Consider the following 19384-nt stretch of genomic DNA (forward strand, 5'->3'; position numbering starts at 1 on the left):
GCGCTTTTTGCGCCAGGACGATAAGTGACTAGCGTCAGCCTATATACCTGGCCCCATCACGCGAGCTGGCAACCTGACCAGCCGATCCCAACCCTCGGCACTGATCCCGGAACAGTTCAGCAACGCCAATGTGTGCAGCGGCAATTGCTCCAACACCGGCACTGCGGCTGAGGTAATCCGCGATTCCCCGGGATCTGCCGAAATCGTCAGAGCACTCAACGGCAGCCGAGCAAGGTGGGCCACCCCAGCGTCGGTGAGCCAAGGGCTGTCATACAAACCCAGGCGCCGCAGCGGCAGATCACGCAAGCAGGCCAGGTCGGCATCGCGCAGATCCAGGCCGCTTATTTCAAGTTGCTCCAACGGCAAGCCCAACTCGACGAGCTTGCGCAGAACCTTGCCATCCACGCCGCGACAAAAGCTGAGATTCAGTCGCTTCAGTGGCAGGCCAGCGAGTTGTTTCAGTTCCTTCCAAGTGAGGTCGTTCAATGACAGGTCCAGGGACTCCAACTCCAAACCGCGCAGATCGCTCAACGTATCTGCATCGATGCCTTGCACATCGGAAAGCCCCAGGCGCTTGAGTGGAAAACTGTGCAGCACATCGAGCCGCTCGATGACTTGCCGTGAAGATTTGAGATCCAGGTCGGCGAGCGGCATGCCCTCCAAAGCCTCAAGATCGTCCTCGCCAACATACGAAGACGAGAGCAAAAGCCGTTCGATGGGCAGCCCCGCAATGGCATGCAGCGTGGCGTCCGTTGCGTAACATTGATCCAGGCTCAGGGAGCGCAATGCGCTCAGGCGGGAGAGCCATGCGGGGTCCTCCAGAATTGCACCGCTCCAACCGAGGGACAGTTGCTCAAGGGGGTGACTGCATAAATGCGCCATCCCACGGGACGTCAGCTCGCCGACGCGCTCCAGCGTGAGTGATCGTAACCTGAGGTTTGACAGCCCGAGAAGGCCATCATCGGTGACGTCATCGCAACGGTTCAGCGACAGTTCTTGCAGCGGGCTATTGCCGAGTTGCTTGAAGAATTTGTCGTCGAAGTCCTGGCCGTAGGTGCTTAACGTCAGTCGGCGCAGCCGATCGAGGGAAGGTAGGCTGGTGGCGTTATCGGCGCGGGAGAATCCGCTGATCTCCAGGCGCTCGAGAGCGAGGTCTGGCACGCGTTGCCATACACTTGGATCGCAGCTGAAACGTGGGCTGTTGAGCACCAACGTGCGCAAGGGCAGCCCAGCCAGGGCGTCGCACCACGCCGGCTCGGCGTTATCCAGCTCCAGATGATCGACCGGCAGGTTGCGAAGCTGCGCCAGCAATGGCCCGGGGCGATTGGTATGTGCCGTGGTGTTCAACTGAGTAATGACGACGTTAGCAGCCGGATCCCACAGGCCTGCGGCGAGGCGTACGCCGTCTAATGAAACCTCGGCAGTGTCGAGCAGATCGCGGTAAAGCGCGGCACGTGTGGCGATGTCATCGGGGTCGGTGGTGAGTTGGGTAGTCAGCGCGTTGCGGGTGGGGTTGTGCACGGTTTAGGAGTCCGAAGTGCGCGAGCGCTGGGCAGGCTGCGAAAGAGAAAAGTTGCCATAAGGGAAGCATAAAAAAGAGCCTCGCTGAAGAGGCTATTGAGACGGAAAACGAGATCCCCGGCCCTGTTCCGAGTTACAGATTCCTGGCAGGAGATCAACGACGGCGCCCCTCTGAACAGCTCACCCACCTAAAGGCTGTACAAACCCCCTGTGGCGAGGGAGCTTGCTCCCGCTGGGCTGCGCAGCAGCCCCTTCTGTGAACGCTCCGCACCCAAGCGGAAGCAAACCCTAGCCACCGTTGGCAGCCCAAAACCAACGTAAAGAATTACCACCGCTGACAGGCTAAACGTCCTACATCAAGCTCGGAAAGCGGCGTCTTGTAGCCCCCGGACAAGCCAGCCTATATTCCATCGTCGCCCTAATGGCGACTCGGGTTTGGCGACTCGATTAACGAGGTAGCTCCTTTCAATTGAATGAGGTACTACCCATGAAACGATACATGCCCATCACCGGCATCGATTGCATCCCCGCCACCCTGCTCATCGACACCGAAGCCCCGCTCGACGTCCTCTTCGAAACCGCCGACTACCGCATCCGCACCGTGACCCAACTGCTGGAAAACATCGCGTTCCGTTCGGAAATCAGCTCCGACACGCTGGTGCTCTCCGACCTTTGCAAAATGCTGACGATATCGCTGCGCGATGGGTGTGATGTGATGGATGTGATTGGGAGACGGTTGCGGGCGCAGGCGGCCGAGTAAATGAAAACGGGCGACCTTTGTCCCGACCCTCGGGGCGACTACATCCATCTGCTACGATGAGCTGTGGCGCAGTTCGTCAAGAACTGCGCCACATATTTAATCCGAAAATGGCGCAGTTCTAGGAACTGCGCCATAATTGCGCCAAAATCTCCTCAAACAGCGCCAACACAACCATGCCTTCGACCACCGACATACTGAACAGTATCCAGGCATCCAGGAACGGGGTGAGCCTCTCAGAGCTCTTGACCAGGCACCCTGAAATTGCCCGGCGAACGGCGCAGCGCATCCTTGCAAACCTGATCGAAAGCAGCCAAATCACTGCGCAGGGCGAAGGCAGGGCACGGCGTTATTTCGCAACAGAACACCGGGCTGAAACCCATGCCCTGAACACTGACACCGATGCCTTCCCTACCTTCATTCCATTATCCGCAGACAGCCGGGACATACTCGCCTACATCAACCAGCCCACAGAAGCGCGCAAGCCTGTGGGCTACCAACGTGACTTTCTGGATGCCTATCGCCCTAACGAGACATGGTACTTATCTGAGTCGTTGCGGCGCCAATTGCATAGGATGGGCAAAACCGCTGATGCGACGGAGCCAGCAGGCACTTATAGCCGGGCGGTCCTGAATCGCTTGCTGATTGATCTGTCGTGGGCATCAAGCCATTTGGAAGGAAACACCTACTCACGGCTCGACACGCGACAACTCATCGAGCAAGGCAAGGCAGCACAGGGCAAGGCCGCTATAGAAACGCAGATGATCTTGAACCATAAGACAGCTATCGAACTTTTGGTCGAGAACATCGAGAGTGCCGAGTTCAACCGTTACACGTTGATGAACCTGCATAGCGCCTTGGCTGAAAACCTGCTGCCCAACCCAGCAGACGAGGGCCGAATTCGCCAGCACGCCGTCGACATAGGGAAAAGCACCTATCGCCCGCTCTCAACGCCACAGCAAATTGAAGAGGCACTGGACGTCCTGCTTGGCAAAGCCAATCAGATCGCTGATCCATTCGAGCAGTCTTTCTTCATGATGGTGCACCTGCCCTACTTGCAGCCCTTTGCCGACATCAATAAGCGCACATCCCGACTGGCAGCGAATCTCCCCCTGTTCCGTGCCAACCTTTGTCCGCTGACCTTTCTGGATGTACCGGAGCAGGCCTACAGCCGAGCCACATTGGGCGTGTACGAAATGACCCGTGTAGAGCTGCTTCGCGACTTGTATATCTGGGCTTACGAACGCTCGACACTGGAATATCTGGCAATCAAGCAAGACCTTGCGGAACCGGACCCTTTACGCCTGGCATGGCGAGACTTCATCAAGAAGACCATTCGGGAAATCATCACTCACCCAGAGCTTGATCCATTGTCATGTATTCAACGCTCGGTAGCGGAATATGTTTCAGAAAAAGAGCAGCCGGAAGTGCAAGCACTGATCGTCGAAGAACTCCGTCGCCTGCACGAAGGGGTGCTCGCACGCTACGGGTTACGACCATCAGAGTTCATGTCCTGGAAGTCGCTCCATGGCCACTGATGGATCATAAATAAATCCGTCCCCCTTTTCGTATATCCGGCAGGGTCACCGTAGTGCCGTCTACGAGACGAACTGGTCGTCCCATCCAACGCCACGATGACGGACGCCGGTTGCTCATTGATGACCCCGTGGAGCGCAACAAGGTTGAAACCATCTCCAGCGGCAACCGCTCTCTAGCTTTGTAAGCGTCCAGTAATTATACATTTCAACTTTGAAATGTCTGTGCGTTACCAGTGCACTTTGACTCGCTGCTGGTCTACATCACTTTAATTAGGAGTGATCGCGGGGGCCTACAACTGGCCGGCTAATGTGCAGTTCAAATCATACTGTTCAGCCATGCTGACAACCCTGCGCGCGCTTATTGCCACTGAGCCCTCTTGTGTCCATAGGAATGGGTAGAAAGACACGCATTGATCACCGCTCACACGCTGAATGTCGTCGCGCCAGGATTCCCAACGCAGGCCCTCATAGAAGGCCGCCGTACGATTGCTCACAGCCCATTCCAAGAAGGCGGTATAACCGATGCCCAATGGCTCCCAAAGCAGATTATCGGGCGCCCAGTAGTACACCGCTCCCACATCATCACCCAAGCCGCCGCCATTGACGGAAAAGCATCCACCTGCCGCGTCATCTGCCACCAGTAGATGCCCTTGCGCCCGTCCCTCGTTCCATCCCGCCAGGGTTCTTGTGAGTTTTTGATGACCTGAACCAAGAATACGAAGCCAGCCATGATCAATCAGTATCCCGCCAGTCTCAAATGCTATAGCCCCCAAAGTCGACTTGGTCGTTACCTGTAGCTGTAGGAGAACGCTGGTGTTTTGAGGTGAAGGGGGAAGCAAGTCGTAAGGGCCGTCGGCCTGCTCCAGCATCTCCCGTATGTAGATCATGGCGGGGTCATTAATTTCAACCAAATCTTCTATGCATTTCATTAGTCGATCCTTGATAGCAAGAATTCTAAGTTAGACGGGCATCTACTGATGCGGCAGCAACTGTTCGATCTCGCTAGCCCGTTGCATCGGCAGCCGTATCAGCACATCTTTGAGTAAAAAAGGGACAAAAAAGGGGACAGATTTATTTTAGAACACCGAGCAAGCCAATAAACCTGCTCTCTCTGCAGCTGTACCTAATAAATCCGCCCCCTTTATCCACTATTTTTTAGGTTCAGCAGGCTGTAGCGTCTATACCGGCGCGTTGTAAGAAACATCTCCCGAGTCGCGCCAAACTCCATTCGAAAAGCTCACAGGCCGCTGTGGGTAACAAACCAACAGCCCTTCGAAGAACTGAGAGAAGGACAGGTCAAGTCGCGTTATCCAACGCATATTGTCGATTTCCAACAATCGCCAGTTGTCTCCGCTATCGAAACCGAAAGCAGTCCCGGTGCTATCCCAGCCGAACAGCCACACCTCGCCCTTCGCGCCCGGTTCATAGGGCCCGTCTTTATAGATTCCATCATCACCGAAGTAGTCTGCCCCAGCAGGACGCAACGTCGGTTGAATCGTCAAAAGCGGCAGCGCGCAGTCGTCCTCCTTGATCTCACCGTGCCCTCGTTCATGCATAAAAGCAAAGTACTCGTCGGGAACCGACGGCCACTGCTGCCGCATCATACTTACTTCACCTGAAGAAACAGGTGTCAGCCGCTCCAATAGCGCACATCCCAGCGCATTAAAGGTTTCTAAATTTTCGTACATGCTCATGGTAGCCTCGGGGGGCTGCGGGAGGCACGACTTCGTTTGTCGCTTTACCCCCATCAACCCCACTTTACCCTGACAACAGGGCGTTATTTCTCGCTAAATCACGCACTAAAAAATTTCCACAGTATCGCGTAAGGCAGCTCATCATCAACAATATCAGGCAAGCGAAAATAATAAACAGCCAATGAACTTTCTAAGCTCTTATGAACAAATGCGCCATCAGACATCACACGATAAGAGGCGTACTCCATAAACTTGTCAGAACCAAGAGAACTAAGAGCTTTTTTTATCTCACCATAGGTCTCACCCGCCCCCCTAGGAAGCAATTCAGACGGCGGCGAGCGTACAGCCATATCATCATTTTCAACATCTCTGTAGTAGGCTCTCCGAAATGCAGGCTCACTGCAGGCCCAATAGAGGGAAAGTAAACGAAGCTTTTCCTTTCCCTCATCAAAAAAAGCGTCAGCTAAAAAATACTGATCGTCTGAAATTTTGTATGCACCATCTTCCATGGCGAGAATGCACTGCTCTCGTGCATCGACGGCGTCCCCAATCTTTAACTTACACAGCGACGACCACTCTTGCATCTTAAATACCTCAAACCTATTGTGGCCATTTGAATATTCGACCTTCGACCCTACCAGCCTTAAGAGCGTTCTTTGCGGCTACTTTGGCCTGCCCCTCCGGCATATTTTTAACGGAAAAAAGGGGACAGATTTATTTTAGAACACCGAACAAGCCAACAAGCCTGCTCGCTCTGCATCTCATAAAATAAATCTGTCCCCTTTTCGCTTCAGGAGGTCAGCGAACAGCTTGAAATCGTGCCGATGCAGATCCGCGTGATCAAACATGTTCGTAAAGTCTACGGTTGCCACATCCTAGGCCAACTGAGTACTCAGAAGTCCCGTCGCGGCATCACGACTCTGCGAAATGCTTCCTACAGCGTTTGCAGTGGTTTTTTACCTAGTTGTAAATCTTAATCAATAGACTCTATTTGAAACACCAAAGTAGAAAAGTCTATTGCTTCAGTACCTCCACTACATTCCAAATTTATTATGCGACCTTCCTCACTGATTACCATCCCTGCATTTCCAACCCAGGCCTGAACAATGTCGTTCGCACGCCATACATTCCAAATTTTTAATTCGCAATCTGTTTTGGATAGCACCGAAAAAAAAACAGACTCCGGGCTAGTATCTTCCCATAGAATAATTTCAGAGTGACGCTGATCATTCACCTCCAGTTCACCTTTTACTACTTTTAAACGTAAACCAGCTACAGGCGGCATAGATGACTTCAATCTTCGAGCCAAAAAATTGCTTCGACCTGCTTTAATTTTTTTTTGAAAGATCGGGTACACAAGACGCTCACCTACTTGAACAGGTGCCCCTCGTGTACGTTGAAAAGCTGAAGAAAGCGTTTCCGTCATTTCTTAGTATCCTGGTTTTCTGTATGGATCGACAGCGGCGTGGTCTTGCGGCCAACGAGGAACAAAGTCTTTACCACCATCCCGAGCAGGAATGGGCTCGTGACTCAGCTCCATAGACTCAATGCCCCCTTTATCTGCGTTGTATCGCTGAGGTGCGAGTCCTTTACTCATGCGATCCAGATTCTCTGGACCATAAGTGTTTGCCGCGCTGGGAGCAGCAGCCTCGTTTTTCCAAAACCTAGACCGAACAGCAGACCAGGAGGGGTCGTTGCCTTTAGCCGTTTGATTATAAACGTCGTCACCGACCTTCCATCCACTCTTCACTGGAGGGTTGTCGATCTGACCAGTAGCTTTCGCACCCGAAACCAGTACCGACGCCCCGCTCCCATCAAGGTACTTCCCAGCGCCCTTGAGCAACGCTATTTCCATCGCCGCCTTAGCGGCTTCGGTCCCATAGTCGCGGAGTGGGTTTACATCTCCAGGGTAGGTTGCGCTGTTGAAGGACGCGAGTACCTTGCTTCCTTGCGTGTAATCGTAAGGAGCAAACAGCTGCCCGGTGGCCTGCCACCCATCAACAAACGATGCCGCGCCGCCCAAACCGGAGAGCGCAGGTATAGCGCATCCGGCTCCAGTGACACAAGCAGGCGTGGAGAGTATCGCGCCGCCGAATCCTGCCGCGGCGCCTATCGCGCCGAGTACCGCGCGGCTCGCCTGGGATGACTGTCTGAGCTCCTTATCGTTAAGCAGCAAATCATCGTTGGCTTGGTCCCATTTCGAATATTCGTCATAGGCACCGGTAGCAATCAGCGCACTTTGAGCACCAGTGAACCCCTTTCCATCCGCTTCAAGCGCTTTAACAACTTGGTAGTTTGGATCATCCACAGGTACCGAAGCAGAGCAATGAACCAAAGCACACGCAGCCGCTTTCAGCTCATAAGCTTTTTCAGGCGTTTCCTTTTGTAATTTCTCAAGTGCAACTGTCTCTTTCTGGTGAAGCTGACGGTTGTATTCGTCAGCCATCAACGCGACCCAAGAAGCTTTCTCGACATCGCCACCAGCAAGACCGGCTGCCGTCAAACCGACAACCTGAGAGACCGCTTGTCGTAGCTCGGGCTGTGTATCGAAAATGGAATTAAGCTCCCCAGCCATGGCTTGGCTGGCACCCGCCGCAATGGCGCCGGTCTTGAAGTCACCACCGGTAGCACTGGAAATCGCCCCCCCTGCCAACGCGTGCATGGCAGTACGAGCGACGCCGCCTTCGGCCCACATGGCCATGCCTGTGGTATCACCCGCATTCTTCGCGGCCTGCCAATGGTCTTGCGCATAACCACCGACAAAATTGAACGTTGTAGCTGCCGCGACGGTACCCGCCTGATAGACCAGCCCATCAGTGATGTTCTGGCCGAAGCTTCCTCCATTGATGGCGGTTTTGATGACTCCTCCCGCAACACCCTGAGCCCCGGCATGCAGCGCAAAACCACCTAATCCTTGAAGAGTATTTAAATCAAAACCCCTTGTGAGGTTATTAAACGGCACGGTATTGCCGCCAAGCGCGGGATCGATGACGCCCTTGGTAAAACCAGCCGTGATCCCGGCGATTACATAGCCTTTCAGACTCTCTGATGAAAAGACGTCTTTGAAGGTCGCGCCCAAATCACCCTTGTTGTTGATCGTGCTGACCGCCGTTTGCGCGACTGCTGCCGAAAAACTCGCCGTTGCGGCAGCCGACGCAGCAGCGCCTACAGTCGCAGCCGTGGCAGCGGACGCACCTGCCGCCGCAGCCGCCCCAGACGCTGCGGTGCCAGCACTAGCGCCAACTGTAGCTGCGGTTCCAGTACCAGCGGTCAACACCGTAACGATGATAATGATCGCCAACATCGCGCCCTGTCCCAGACTCGAGTGGCTGTATTTAAATGACTCGTGAGTTTCCTTGATCAACCGCCAATCCACATCCCCTCGCTGCTCGGCCTCCTTGAGCCAGGCTAACTTCGGATCGGCCTTGACCATGACATCAATGGTTTGGCTAACGGTTTTCTGGTTGATGTGTTTGATATCGATGTTCAAGCCATCGGCAGCTTTGATGGCCAAGTTCCCCTGAGCCTGCAATTGGCTCTGAATCAAGGTTTCGTCGGTGTGGCCTTTGCCCTTCATCGAGTTCCAAGCCAGACTGGAACTGCTCTTTGTATGGCTTTCCTGGCTCAGATCCTTAACACCCTCGAAGGTAATCGAGCCGCCGCTTTGCAACGTCAGGTCACCACCACTGTTCAGCTTGGCCGCCTGGTAACGCTGGTCACTCCCACTGAGCAAAGTCAAATCACCACCCGTGATGATCTGGCTGCCCACATGCGTAACCTTGGTCACCTCATCCCGCTGTGTCTTCTTACTCCCCCAACCACCCTTCTTCTTCATGTCATACAGCGAATAGTCGCTGTTTTGCGCAGCCAGCAGCTCAAGCTTGCCACCCGCCACGAAATAGGCCTCGTTTGCAGCGCTGACCTTGCTGGCGATCATCGCCAAATCCTGCCCCGCGCTCATTACAACGTTGCGCCCCGCATTAACCGTCGAGGACACCTGACTGACGTGATCCTCCTGGCTAGTCACCTTCTTGCTCTTACCGTACGAGTGCTGCTCATCCGCTGCTGAGGCGAAGGTCAGATTTTCCTCGGCAGCCATGGCAACGTCGCGCTTGGCATCGATCTGACTGCCGACAACGGTGAGGTTGCGACCTGCGTTGACGATCACGTCGCGGCCGCTGTCGAGGCTGGAGCCGTATTGCTTGATGTCTTGGTCGCGATGCCGACCGCGTGTGCCGCTGTTGATGCGTTCGGCGGAGACGAGGTTGACGTCGCGTGTGGCGTTGAGGGTGGTGTCGGCGCCGCTTTTCAGCACGCCGCCAACACTGTTGATGTCACGCCCTGCGCTGATGGTCAGGTTGTTGGCCGCTTCGATACGGGCGGCGCTGTCGATGAAGTCGGCGCGTTCAGTACGGTAGCCGCTGCTGCTTTCGTGGGTGGTAACAGTTCGCTCGTTAGTCACGTCGCCAGTCAAAGCCACAACACTGACATCCCGCCCAGCAATAACCCCACCCGCCCTGTTAGTCAGGTTATTACTCGCCAACGCATCCAGCCGCCCCCCCGCTTCCATCAACCCACTGTTGACCAAGCTGTCGCCAGCCGTCGCCCTCAGGTTGCTGGACGCACGCAAGGTGCCCGCATTGTTCAGATTCTTACCCGCAATCAGGCTGACATCTGAGCCCTGGATCAACGCGCCATTGGCCGCCAGACGATTGTTGGCCTGGGCCAGGTAGAGCACCGGCACCAGCACCTGCTCGTTGTTCACCGTCCGGGTTTCCATCCAGACGATGTCGTGGGTCAGGGCCGCGACTTGTTCGGCGGTGAGGCTGACGCCCAGGGACAGGTTCAGTGCGTCCTTGCTGGCGATGGCGTTGTTCATCAGGTACTTGAACATGCCGTCGTCGGAGGTCTGGCCGTCGAGGAAGCGTTGGCCGGTGCGGGCGATCACGGCTTGCTGAATCAGGCGTTGTTCGTAAAAGCCGTCACCCAGGCGCTTGGCGGCGACGTCGGGGTCGTAGCCCAGGTTCGTCAGCAGGTAGTCCGAGCTCATGAAGCGGCGCATGTCGGTCAGCGCCGGGTTGGTCTCGATCAGGTACTTTTGTGGGTTGGTCCGGAACGAGCGGTCCGGCAGGCCGCGTACTTGGGTCAGGCCTGAGCCTTGGGTCGGCGTGGTCGAGGCGTCGCCGCTCATGCGGAACAGGCCGTTTTGCCCGGTCGGCAAGTCAAAGCCCGGCAAGGCCAGCGGATCGACCTGTTGCTGAGTCAGGTTCGGGGGCAGTTGCCGATTGACGCTGACGCGGGTCGAGAAGGCGTTGTCGGCCTGGGTATCGGTGCGCGGGCCGGCACCGACGTAGTTGTAGCCGCCACGCACGACGCTGTTGTCGGTGTTGCCCGAGGTGCGGACATCGACTGCGCCGCCAGCCTGGATAATCGCGGCGTAGGTCTGGTTATCGGTAGTACTTGTCTGGATGCGGAACTGTGGGAGCTCACGTTCGGTCATGCCGATGAAGCGGCTCATCGCTGCCTCGAGGCCACCCAGGTCATTGGCGTTATAGCCTGGGCTCTGCAACCAGTATTTGTTGGTGAAGTCATTGGCGGCGGCGCGCCATCCACCTGGGCTGCGCGTACGCTCGGACATGAAGGTGCGCGAGGTTTCGGTCTCGCCGGTCTCGATGCCGATGTTGTTCAGGCTGACGAGGTTGGCGGTCAATGCGCCGCCGACACCGATGCTGCTGCTCCGGTTGGTCAGCACGTCGCCTTGGATGTCCAGGTTGCCGCCGGTGGTGATGCTGGAGGCGGCGCTGGCCGCGGTGACTTCGAACTTGTCACGCTGGATGATCTGCCAGACGTGGTTTTCCTTGCCGCCGCTGCAGTCGCCGGCGTTGACCCCTTCGATACAGGCCACTTCCCTGATCGAGGCGGTGTAGATGCCTGCATCGTGGGTGGTCAAGACCTCGCGGACGTTGTCGATGGTGCTGGCCGCCAGGCGCATGTTGCCGTCGCTTTGCAGCGTGCCGGAGCTGTTGAGGATGCGGCTGGCACGGGTGCCGAGGCCGTCGCGATCGATGCTCAGGTCACCGAGGCTGTAGATATCGGCATAGCGATTGGTCAGGCTATTGACGCGCAGGCTGGTATTGCCGCCGCTGAAAATCAACCCGTGCTCGTTGAGCAGGTCGCCGGTCGATACGCCGAGCGCGCCGGCACTGCCGAGGGTGCCGTAGTTGTTGAGCGTGGCGGCAGTGACGTTCATGTCCGCCGCCGAGGTCAGGCGACCGTAGCTGTTGAGGACACCATCGACCACGAGGCTTGTGCTGCCGCCGCCGGCGATGCTGCCGTTTTGCTCCAGGTTGATCAGCGCGGCCTTGAGGCCCAAGGTGCCGAGACTGCTCAAGCGGCCGTTGCCTGTATAGGCGCCGGTCAGTTGCAGGTCGATCGCCCCATCGCTGCCGATCAGGCCGTCGACGCGCCAGTTGCTACCACGACCTTCCATGCTGTTGGCGCTGAGCAACTGGCCGGTGGCGGTCTGGGTCAACTGGTCGACATGAACCACAAGATGCCCGGCCTGGATCGCGGTGCTGTTGGTCCAGCTGTCGGCCGTCACCGTCAGGTTGCCGTAGGTCACCAGTTGCCCACCCGCCTGGCCCAGGTTGGCCTGGCTGATGCCAAACAGTCCCAGGCCGGTGTGCAGCAACTTGCCACCCACGTTCTGGACACTGCCGGTGTCGAAGCCCACATCTTGACTGGCGGTTTCGAGGGTGCCGTCGCTGTTATCGAACAGACCACCGATGTTGAACGCCGTGGTGCTGTTCTTGCCCAGGGTGCGCAGTTGGCCCTTCTGGTTGCTCAGGCTGGCGGCCAGGATATCCAGGCTGTCCTGGCTTTCGATGATGCCCGCGTTGTTGCTCAGCGCACCCGAAAGGTCAAAGTCGATGCGACTGGCACTGACCTGCCCGCCGCCGCTGTTGTCCATGTCCCGGCCAATGACCTGGACCTTGCCGGTGGCATACATCCCGCCGCTGCGATTGTCGATATCCGCGCCCGCGTTGCTGATCGCGATATCGCCCGCTTGCGCGGCCAGGCGCCCGCCGTCGTTGAACAGCCCGGCCAAGGCTTGGATATTCAGTCCTTGGGCCTGGATCGTGCCGCCCCGACGGTTCACGTCATAACCGTTTTTCAGCACACCCGTGACCCGCGCCTCCAGCGCGGCCTTGACGCTGGACAGCACACCGCCGCGGTTGTCCAGATTGGTCGCGAAGACACTCAGCTTGGCGTCCTGGGCAATGATGCTACCGCCCTGGTTGTCGATATCGCCCGCGACATCCACGGTCACCAGGCCCTTGCCTTGCAGCGTGCCCCTGGCGTTGTCCAGGCTGGCGGCATCGAGTTCGAGCGCGCCTTCACGGCTGGCGATCAGGCCCTTGTCGGCGTTTTTCACCGAGTCGCTGGCACTGACCAGCAACTTGCCATTGGCGGCGACAGTACCTTTGTTGCTGTTGTCCAGGCTGCCGGTGCGCACGGTCACAACGCCCTGGCTGGACAATTCACCGCCCTGGTTGTCGATCGCGCCGGTGCTGGTGATGTCGAGGGTCTTGCCGGCCATGACCAGGCCGGTCAAGTTATCCAGGCTGCCGAGGATCAGGGTCGCGCTGTTCAGGCTGGATAATTCACCGGCATTGTTTTCCAGGTGGCCCAGGTTCGCCGTCAGAAGGCCCTGGCTATTGATCAGGCCGCCTTGGCTGTTGAGGACTTGGTCGGCGGTCAGGTGCAGCTCGGTGTTGCCGAGGATGCGGCCTTTGTTGCGGTTATCCACAGCGTTGCCGGTGACCGTGGTCTTGCGCTGGCCGCTGAGGGTGCCGCCCTGGTTGTTCAGCCCGGCGCTGGTCGTGACCTTCAGGTCGCGACTGGCAATGACGGTTTTGCCGCCGTTGTTCAGTTGCTTGGCCGTGAGGGTGACATCGCCCGTGGTATTGCGGCTGTTATCGGCATTGACGCCGGCTTCGATGATGCCGTTGTTGCTCAGCGTGCCGCCGCTGTCGAGGTGAATGCTGTCGCGCGCCACCAGGTTGTTCTGGCTGGTCAGGTCGCCCTGGGTCTTCACGTCCAGGCGGCTACCGGCGTACACCTGCCCCTGGGTTTCCAGACTTTTGGCCTTGATGTCGATGGCACCGGCAGCAGCCGTCTGCGCCAGGCTCAAATGCCCATTGGCATCCAGTTGGATATCCCCGCCACTGGCAACCATCTTGCCGTCCAGCTTCACCCCGACTCCGGCCTCGGTGCCCACCAGTTTGATCGCCCCGGCGTACATACCACCCAACGCCGAGGAGTCGATGGCCAATTCGGGCTTGGCACTGCCGTCGTCCGCCCGGGCAGTGGCGTTGAGGGTATTGGCATTAACGTCATTGCGCCCGGCCACGATGGTCAGGTTCTTCGCCTGGATCTCGGCGTTGATCTTGGCGCTACGGGTGATGATTTCGAAGCGGTCGACGTTGTTCGCGTTCAGGCCCGCGCCTTCGATGGCGACGCTGCCCTGGTCCACCTGATAGCGGCTCACCTGGCCGTTTTCGATGATCGGCTTGCCCGTGGTCAGGGTCGCCTTTGGGGTATTGATGAAACCGCAGCCGTTACAGCTGATGCCGTAGGGGTTGGCGACGATGACGTGGGCCGACTGCCCCGCCACTTCGGTGTAGCCGCGCAGTTGGCTCGGGTTGCCGCCGTTGACTTCGTTGAGGATGGTGGTGGCGGCCGTGCCCTGGAGGTTCGGGTTGCCGAGGATGATCCCGCCCAGTTGCGTGGCCTGGGCCGGGTTGGTGGCGTTGTTGAGGATTACGCCGTTGCTGCCGACGTTGTAGTCCTTGAACTGGTTGTGAGACAGCCCGCTGCCGTTGGGCTTGGCGATGTTGACCACCGGCACGCCGTTGCCGGCCTGGCCGAGGCTGGTGCCCGGGGCGCTGACCACGATGCCGCCCGCCTGGGCCCACATCGGCTGCCAGAACATGACGTTGGCCAACAGGAACGCCAGGCCGCGCTTGGGCATGCCCCAGAAGGCGTCGCGGTTTTGCAGGGCAGCAGAAGGCTGGCGGGCCAGGAAGGCGTGTTGGCGGTCGTCCATGATCAGGTCTCGTTGCAGCAGAAATTAAATGGATACATCCACGCGGAAGTAGATCGGCGCTTCGCGCTCGGTCAGGGCATCCGGACGTTCCAGGGAGTGGGCGAAGGTGACGCTGGCGTTCAGGTGCTCACCGCGGGCGAACAGCTCCAGCGAGTTGCTCGACATGCGCCCGTGCTGATCACCGTTGTAGCGATCGCCACGAATCACACCCTGGTCATAACCGAGGCTGGTGCCGTATTCGGCAAACACCGGGCGCAGCCACTCCAATGTCACCGGACGGCTCCAGCGCAAGTCGTTGCGCCAGTAACCGCCGCTGTCGCCGGACAATGTCTGGTCCTTGTAGCCACGAATCGACGACAGACCGCCCAGGCTCATGCGCTGGGGGCTGAACAGCACGTCTTCGCTGCGCTGGCCGGTCATCAGGCTGCTGAAGCTGAAGGACTCGCCGCCCAGCATGAAGGGCTGCAAATAGCTGAGGGTCGCGGTGTATTTGCGGTAGCGCGCATCCGGCAACCCCGGCCCCGGCTCATGATCGCCCTGGGCATCGAGAGCACCGATACCTTGTTGCAGGCCCAGGTCGAGGTTGACGAAGGCATTGCCGATCCGCCGACCATGGTTGATGCCGAACTGCGCCTCGCTGATGCGATTGCTGCTTTCGGCAAGCTTGCTGTCTTCGATGAAGTTGTTGGTGCGCAGGTACGAAAGGCCGGTGTTGAGTGAGGTCTTGCTCACCGCGTCACGATGGACCACCCGCTCCAGGCGCACCTGATGATTCTGGCTGTCGCCGCTCTGCTTGAAATTGAAGCCGTTGGCCTGGCCCACGGCGCGGTATTCGCTTTGGCTGTAGGTGTAGCTCAGGTTCCACCAGCCAAACGGCAGGTTGTAATAGAGCATGCCGTTGCGCGAGGTTTTCTGGTGATCGCTGACGGCATCGTGGCCGCCGCGCAAGGCCAGTTGGTCGGCCAGGCCCAAGGGGCTGTCCCAGTCCAGGGAGGCGCCCCATTGCTGCTCGCCGGTGCTTTTCTGCCCGTCGTTATGCCGTGACAGGCCGGCGCGCCAAGGCTTTTGCGGGGTGTTATTGACCCGCACTTCGCTGCCGCCGATGTTCTGCCCCGGCGTCAGTTCCATTTGTGCACGGTTGGACGGCAAACGGTTCAGCTGATCGACCATCTGCTCCATCTCACGCAGGTTGAGCAGTTCGCCGGTTTTGCCGGGAAACGCCATCGCCAACTCGCGATCCGACAACTGGCTGTTCTCGGCACCTTTCAAGCCTTCCAGGCGGCCCTCGACGACCAGCACTTGCAGGTGACCGCTGGACAGGTCCTGTTGCGGCAAGTAGGCGCGACTGGTGACCAGGCCTTTGTCGAGATAATGGTCAGTAATGACTTTGAGCAGCTCGTTAAGCTGCGGCACGCCCAGGCATTGGCCGATGTAAGGCTTGAGCAGGCGTTCGCGCTCCGCATCGGACAAAGCATCGGCGCCCTTGAGCTCGATGGTCTTGATCGGGAAGCAACGGGTATCGACAGGGGCCGTCGGCTGAGTCGGCTTCGCCTCCTTGCCGGGCAGGTCCTTGAGTTCTTCCAGGCGCCGACGCTGCTCTTCGAGCAGGCGATCCTGACGTTCACGGATCAGGTCCGTGTCACCAGGGGTTGGCGCAGCGTAAGCAAGCGTTAGCGGAGACAGCCACAGCAAAGCCAGGCACGACCTCGCCCACAGGGCGGGTGAGAACATGTTCGATCCCTCGATACAGAAATGACAGCAAGCTCGTGAGCGAACGAAGAGCCGAATGCCGGCTTACCTCATGAAACACTCACGTCGCTGATGCGCAAAACTACGCGCACACCAGACCCTGCATATCGCTTTCGGTTCAAGAGAGCGGGAATTTTCCACTCAAAAAAGAGACGCGTCTCACAGGACGCGTCGAAAAACACAACAAAAACGACTGCTCGGATTGCGCAGACGCCTACAAACACTCATCCAGGAAACTCACCACGGTTCCCATGCAAGCCATCCGCTCCTCGATATGGGGCATATGGCTGGAGTGTTCGAACAACGCCCAGCGAATGTCGGGAACATGATCCACATAGGGTTTGACCACCAACGGCGTCGCTTCATCGTATCGGCCTGAAATCAGCAGGGTCGGCACGCTGATCCGAGGCAAGCGATCGGTAATGGACCAGTCCTTCATGCTGCCGATCACATGGAATTCGGTGGGACCATTCATGGCGTGATAAACGGTAGGATCGGCATCGATCTGGGCAAAGGTACGGGCAACGTCATCGGGCCAGGGCGTGACACGGCAGACATGACGGTCATAGAAAACCCGAGCGGCCTCAAAATACTCGGTAGACGTCAAGGTTCCAGCCCGCTCGTGCTTGAGCAGTGTTTGCTGCACCTCAATGGGTAGCAGCTGGCGCAAGCGATTGACTTCAAGAAGCCAGGTGGACATGTCCGCCGGGGAGTTGGCGATAATCAACGCGCGCAAGCCCGCGGGCTGGAGCACCGCATGTTCGCTGGCCAACATGCCGCCCCAGGATTGCCCCAACAGGGCGTAATTGTCGCCAATACCCAGATGATCCAGCAGGTTCGCCAACTCATCGAGAAAGAGCGTCACGTTCCAGAACGAGGGGTCTTTTTCCGGAAGATGGGTGGAACGCCCATTGCCCAGTTGGTCGTAATGAATCACCGGATAGCCACTGTTGGCAATATCCTTGAAGGCATCGACATAATCGTGTGTACAGCCCGGGCCGCCATGCAGGATCAGCAGCGGCGTACGGCCGCTGCTGAAATCGCCAGTGATGCGATACCAGGTCTGATACGGACCAAAAGGCGCAAAGCCTTCGTGCGTTACGGGAAGATCCATTTCATGCCGCTCCCTAGAAATCCTGCCGCACACGATACCGGGGACTGGCTGGCGGAATAACTAGAGAAACAGATAGGTTTTTGCCCGATTTCAGCTATCGAGCAACCGATAATGCACCGCCCTGACCACGGCTTGGACCCGATTCCTGGCGCCGAGCTTGTGCATTGCAGAAGTCAGGTGGAGGGTGATGGTGGCCAAGGAGCGATTCAGTTGCCTGGCGATGTCCGCCGCCGTCAACCCGTCAGCGGCTAACCTCAAGCACTCACGCTCGCGTTTGGTCAGGCGAACCGGGCATGCGCGGGCTTCCTTGCCGAGCAGCGGAAAAGCCGCCTCTTGCAGGGCATGGGAAATCAGGCTGAAGTCGCCCAGCGTTTGCCGGACATCCTGCAGGGTGCTCCCCTTCGTATCGGCGCGCAGCCCGGTCAATGTCGCAAAGCCGCCTTTGGGCAAATGCATCGGCACCGTCACGCCGCAGGTCATGCGCGAATCCTGCAGGTAGCTCACGACCGGTGCATGACTCTGGCCGATGAACGGCTGCAGCACCGTGTCGGCCTCCGGTCGATAGGACCAGACAAAAGGAGAAATGGCATTGATTGCCAGATGCTGGACGGGGTCGATCTGGTAATAACCTTCTTCACACCAGAGCGAGTGCCAATCACGGGGGGTATTGCGCAACTTCAGCACAGTCGGGGTGATCAGTGCCCCATCATGATCCAGCGGCACCGGACTGTAGTCGTACACCAAGGCTTCAAAGCCTAGCGCCTGGACCATCCCCAGGGTGTTATCCATCTGTTCGTCCAGGCTCCTGCCAGACAAAAGACGGGTATTGAAGTCAGACAGCTTGGCCTGCATCCATTCAGCTCCCTTATTAATTTCAATCCTGAAATCGTGCAAGTAGAATGCCACGCCTGAGCGAGGGAATGCCAGATCAAACCTATAAGAATTGCTAGCTTATGGGCGCGTAGCTTCCTCGGTAAGGTTTAGCCAGAGCGGCACCTGAGCAGGAGAGCAATGATGTGGCGTGAGATCGAGCCAGACCAGCGGTACGACGTGGAAGTCGATGGTCATCGCCTGGTGGCCTATGGCTTTGGCGACGGCGACGAGGTGCTGCTGTGCCTCAATGGCGGCCCGGGATTGCCTTGCGATTATCTGCGTGACAGCCATGGCTGGCTCAAGGAAAAGGGCTTGCGGGTCATCGCTTTCGATCAGTTGGGCACCGGCGCCTCGGCCAGGCCTACTGACGAATCCCTGTGGGACATCACCCGTTACGTGGCGGAGGTAGAGACCGTCCGCCAAGCCCTCGACCTGGGCAAAGTGCACCTGCTGGGGCACTCCTGGGGTGGCTGGCTGGCGATCGAGTACGCCATTCATCACCCTCAATCGCTGAAAACCCTGATCCTGGAAAATACCGCCGGCGATATTCCTCACCTGTCCTTGGAGTTGGAGCGTCTGCGGGCCGCCCTGGGCAGTGAGACCGTCGCGATGATGCAGCGCCATGAAGCCTCGGGCACCCTGGATCATCCGCAATACCAGGCGGCCATCACCCTGCTCAACTATCGTCATGTCTGCCGTCTGGACGAATGGCCAGCGCCGGTGACACGTTCCCTGGGCGATTGGAACATGGGGCCCTACATGACCATGCAGGGCCCCAACGAATTTCTCTATACCGGCAATCTCAAGGACTGGAATCGCATCGAGCAGATGGCCGGCTTCGAAATGCCCGTGCTGATTACCACCGGTCAACATGATGAACTGACGCCAGCCTGTGCAATGCGCATGAAAATGGCGCTCAAGGATGTACAACTGAATGTGTTCCCCAACAGCAGCCACATGCCGTTCTACGAAGAGCCCCACGCCTATTTCCCAGTCCTGCTGGATTTTCTGCACCGCCACCGGAACTAG

At 57.9% G+C, this 19384-nt stretch carries 12 protein-coding genes and 2 pseudogenes; 4 read left to right on the forward strand and 10 right to left on the reverse strand.

Annotated features, from left to right (window positions below; all coding sequences use genetic code 11):
• Positions 1 to 39 precede the first annotated feature (39 nt).
• On the reverse strand, positions 40 to 1521 hold the full coding sequence (locus BLT00_RS20390) for a hypothetical protein (RefSeq protein ID WP_092146192.1): 1482 nt from the start codon (positions 1519 to 1521) through the stop codon (positions 40 to 42).
• A 487-nt stretch (positions 1522 to 2008) separates the two neighbouring features.
• On the opposite strand from BLT00_RS20390, the gene BLT00_RS20395 reads away from it, so the two are divergent.
• Together BLT00_RS20395 and BLT00_RS20400 are read left to right on the forward strand one after the other, a co-directional pair.
• Positions 2009 to 2281, forward strand: coding sequence for a hypothetical protein (locus BLT00_RS20395; RefSeq protein WP_092146193.1), 273 nt, complete (start codon positions 2009 to 2011; stop codon positions 2279 to 2281).
• 173 nt (positions 2282 to 2454) lie between these two features.
• Entirely contained in the window at positions 2455 to 3816 is a 1362-nt protein-coding gene (locus BLT00_RS20400; protein WP_092146195.1) for a Fic family protein, read from the forward strand.
• Positions 3817 to 3850: 34 nt separating this feature from the next.
• Here BLT00_RS20400 and BLT00_RS31315 read toward each other — a convergent pair.
• The 4 genes and pseudogenes from BLT00_RS31315 to BLT00_RS20415 all read right to left on the reverse strand — a co-directional run.
• Positions 3851 to 3997 (reverse strand): annotated as a pseudogene (locus BLT00_RS31315) (IS4 family transposase); the annotation flags it as partial.
• 109 nt (positions 3998 to 4106) lie between these two features.
• Entirely contained in the window at positions 4107 to 4745 is a 639-nt protein-coding gene (locus BLT00_RS20405; protein WP_063323033.1) for a DUF2625 domain-containing protein, read from the reverse strand.
• 249 nt (positions 4746 to 4994) lie between these two features.
• Entirely contained in the window at positions 4995 to 5510 is a 516-nt protein-coding gene (locus BLT00_RS20410) for a hypothetical protein (RefSeq protein ID WP_139199618.1), read from the reverse strand.
• A gap of 98 nt (positions 5511 to 5608) precedes the next feature.
• On the reverse strand, positions 5609 to 6094 hold the full coding sequence (locus tag BLT00_RS20415) for a hypothetical protein (RefSeq protein WP_092146199.1): 486 nt from the start codon (positions 6092 to 6094) through the stop codon (positions 5609 to 5611).
• 207 nt (positions 6095 to 6301) lie between these two features.
• Here BLT00_RS20415 and BLT00_RS31320 point away from each other — a divergent pair.
• A pseudogene (locus tag BLT00_RS31320) lies at positions 6302 to 6379 on the forward strand (IS66 family transposase zinc-finger binding domain-containing protein); the annotation flags it as partial.
• 104 nt (positions 6380 to 6483) lie between these two features.
• Here BLT00_RS31320 and BLT00_RS31325 read toward each other — a convergent pair.
• The 5 genes from BLT00_RS31325 to BLT00_RS20440 all read right to left on the reverse strand — a co-directional run bounded on the left by BLT00_RS31325 (position 6484) and on the right by BLT00_RS20440 (position 18334).
• On the reverse strand, positions 6484 to 6936 hold the full coding sequence (locus BLT00_RS31325; protein WP_139199619.1) for a hypothetical protein: 453 nt from the start codon (positions 6934 to 6936) through the stop codon (positions 6484 to 6486).
• Positions 6937 to 6939: 3 nt separating this feature from the next.
• On the reverse strand, positions 6940 to 14619 hold the full coding sequence (locus BLT00_RS20425) for a two-partner secretion domain-containing protein (protein ID WP_256572784.1): 7680 nt from the start codon (positions 14617 to 14619) through the stop codon (positions 6940 to 6942).
• A 24-nt stretch (positions 14620 to 14643) separates the two neighbouring features.
• Positions 14644 to 16350: a ShlB/FhaC/HecB family hemolysin secretion/activation protein gene (locus BLT00_RS20430; protein WP_092146203.1), complete on the reverse strand. Its 1707-nt coding sequence runs from the start codon at positions 16348 to 16350 to the stop codon at positions 14644 to 14646.
• 232 nt (positions 16351 to 16582) lie between these two features.
• On the reverse strand, positions 16583 to 17482 hold the full coding sequence (locus BLT00_RS20435) for a proline iminopeptidase-family hydrolase (protein WP_092146205.1): 900 nt from the start codon (positions 17480 to 17482) through the stop codon (positions 16583 to 16585).
• A 90-nt stretch (positions 17483 to 17572) separates the two neighbouring features.
• Positions 17573 to 18334 carry a LuxR family transcriptional regulator gene (locus BLT00_RS20440; RefSeq protein WP_063323040.1) on the reverse strand — a complete coding sequence of 254 codons (762 nt, stop codon included), beginning with the start codon at positions 18332 to 18334 and terminating at the stop codon, positions 17573 to 17575.
• 162 nt (positions 18335 to 18496) lie between these two features.
• On the opposite strand from BLT00_RS20440, the gene BLT00_RS20445 reads away from it, so the two are divergent.
• On the forward strand, positions 18497 to 19384 hold the full coding sequence (locus BLT00_RS20445) for a proline iminopeptidase-family hydrolase (protein WP_063323041.1): 888 nt from the start codon (positions 18497 to 18499) through the stop codon (positions 19382 to 19384).

The sequence above is a fragment of the Pseudomonas sp. NFACC51 genome, assembly GCF_900103575.1.
Taxonomy (GTDB): domain Bacteria; phylum Pseudomonadota; class Gammaproteobacteria; order Pseudomonadales; family Pseudomonadaceae; genus Aquipseudomonas; species Aquipseudomonas fluorescens_Q.

What these genes read in the sequence shown, in the direction of transcription:
- BLT00_RS20395 (WP_092146193.1), top strand. Translation starts at nt 2,009, where the DNA reads ATGAAACGATACATGCCCATCACCGGCATCGATTGCATCCCCGCCACC.
- BLT00_RS20400 (WP_092146195.1), top strand. Translation starts at nt 2,455, where the DNA reads ATGCCTTCGACCACCGACATACTGAACAGTATCCAGGCATCCAGGAAC.
- BLT00_RS20405 (WP_063323033.1), bottom strand. Translation starts at nt 4,745, where the DNA reads ATGAAATGCATAGAAGATTTGGTTGAAATTAATGACCCCGCCATGATC.
- BLT00_RS20410 (WP_139199618.1), bottom strand. Translation starts at nt 5,510, where the DNA reads ATGAGCATGTACGAAAATTTAGAAACCTTTAATGCGCTGGGATGTGCG.
- BLT00_RS20415 (WP_092146199.1), bottom strand. Translation starts at nt 6,094, where the DNA reads ATGCAAGAGTGGTCGTCGCTGTGTAAGTTAAAGATTGGGGACGCCGTC.
- BLT00_RS31325 (WP_139199619.1), bottom strand. Translation starts at nt 6,936, where the DNA reads ATGACGGAAACGCTTTCTTCAGCTTTTCAACGTACACGAGGGGCACCT.
- BLT00_RS20425 (WP_256572784.1), bottom strand. Translation starts at nt 14,619, where the DNA reads ATGGACGACCGCCAACACGCCTTCCTGGCCCGCCAGCCTTCTGCTGCC.
- BLT00_RS20430 (WP_092146203.1), bottom strand. Translation starts at nt 16,350, where the DNA reads ATGTTCTCACCCGCCCTGTGGGCGAGGTCGTGCCTGGCTTTGCTGTGG.
- BLT00_RS20435 (WP_092146205.1), bottom strand. Translation starts at nt 17,482, where the DNA reads ATGGATCTTCCCGTAACGCACGAAGGCTTTGCGCCTTTTGGTCCGTAT.
- BLT00_RS20440 (WP_063323040.1), bottom strand. Translation starts at nt 18,334, where the DNA reads ATGCAGGCCAAGCTGTCTGACTTCAATACCCGTCTTTTGTCTGGCAGG.
- BLT00_RS20445 (WP_063323041.1), top strand. Translation starts at nt 18,497, where the DNA reads ATGTGGCGTGAGATCGAGCCAGACCAGCGGTACGACGTGGAAGTCGAT.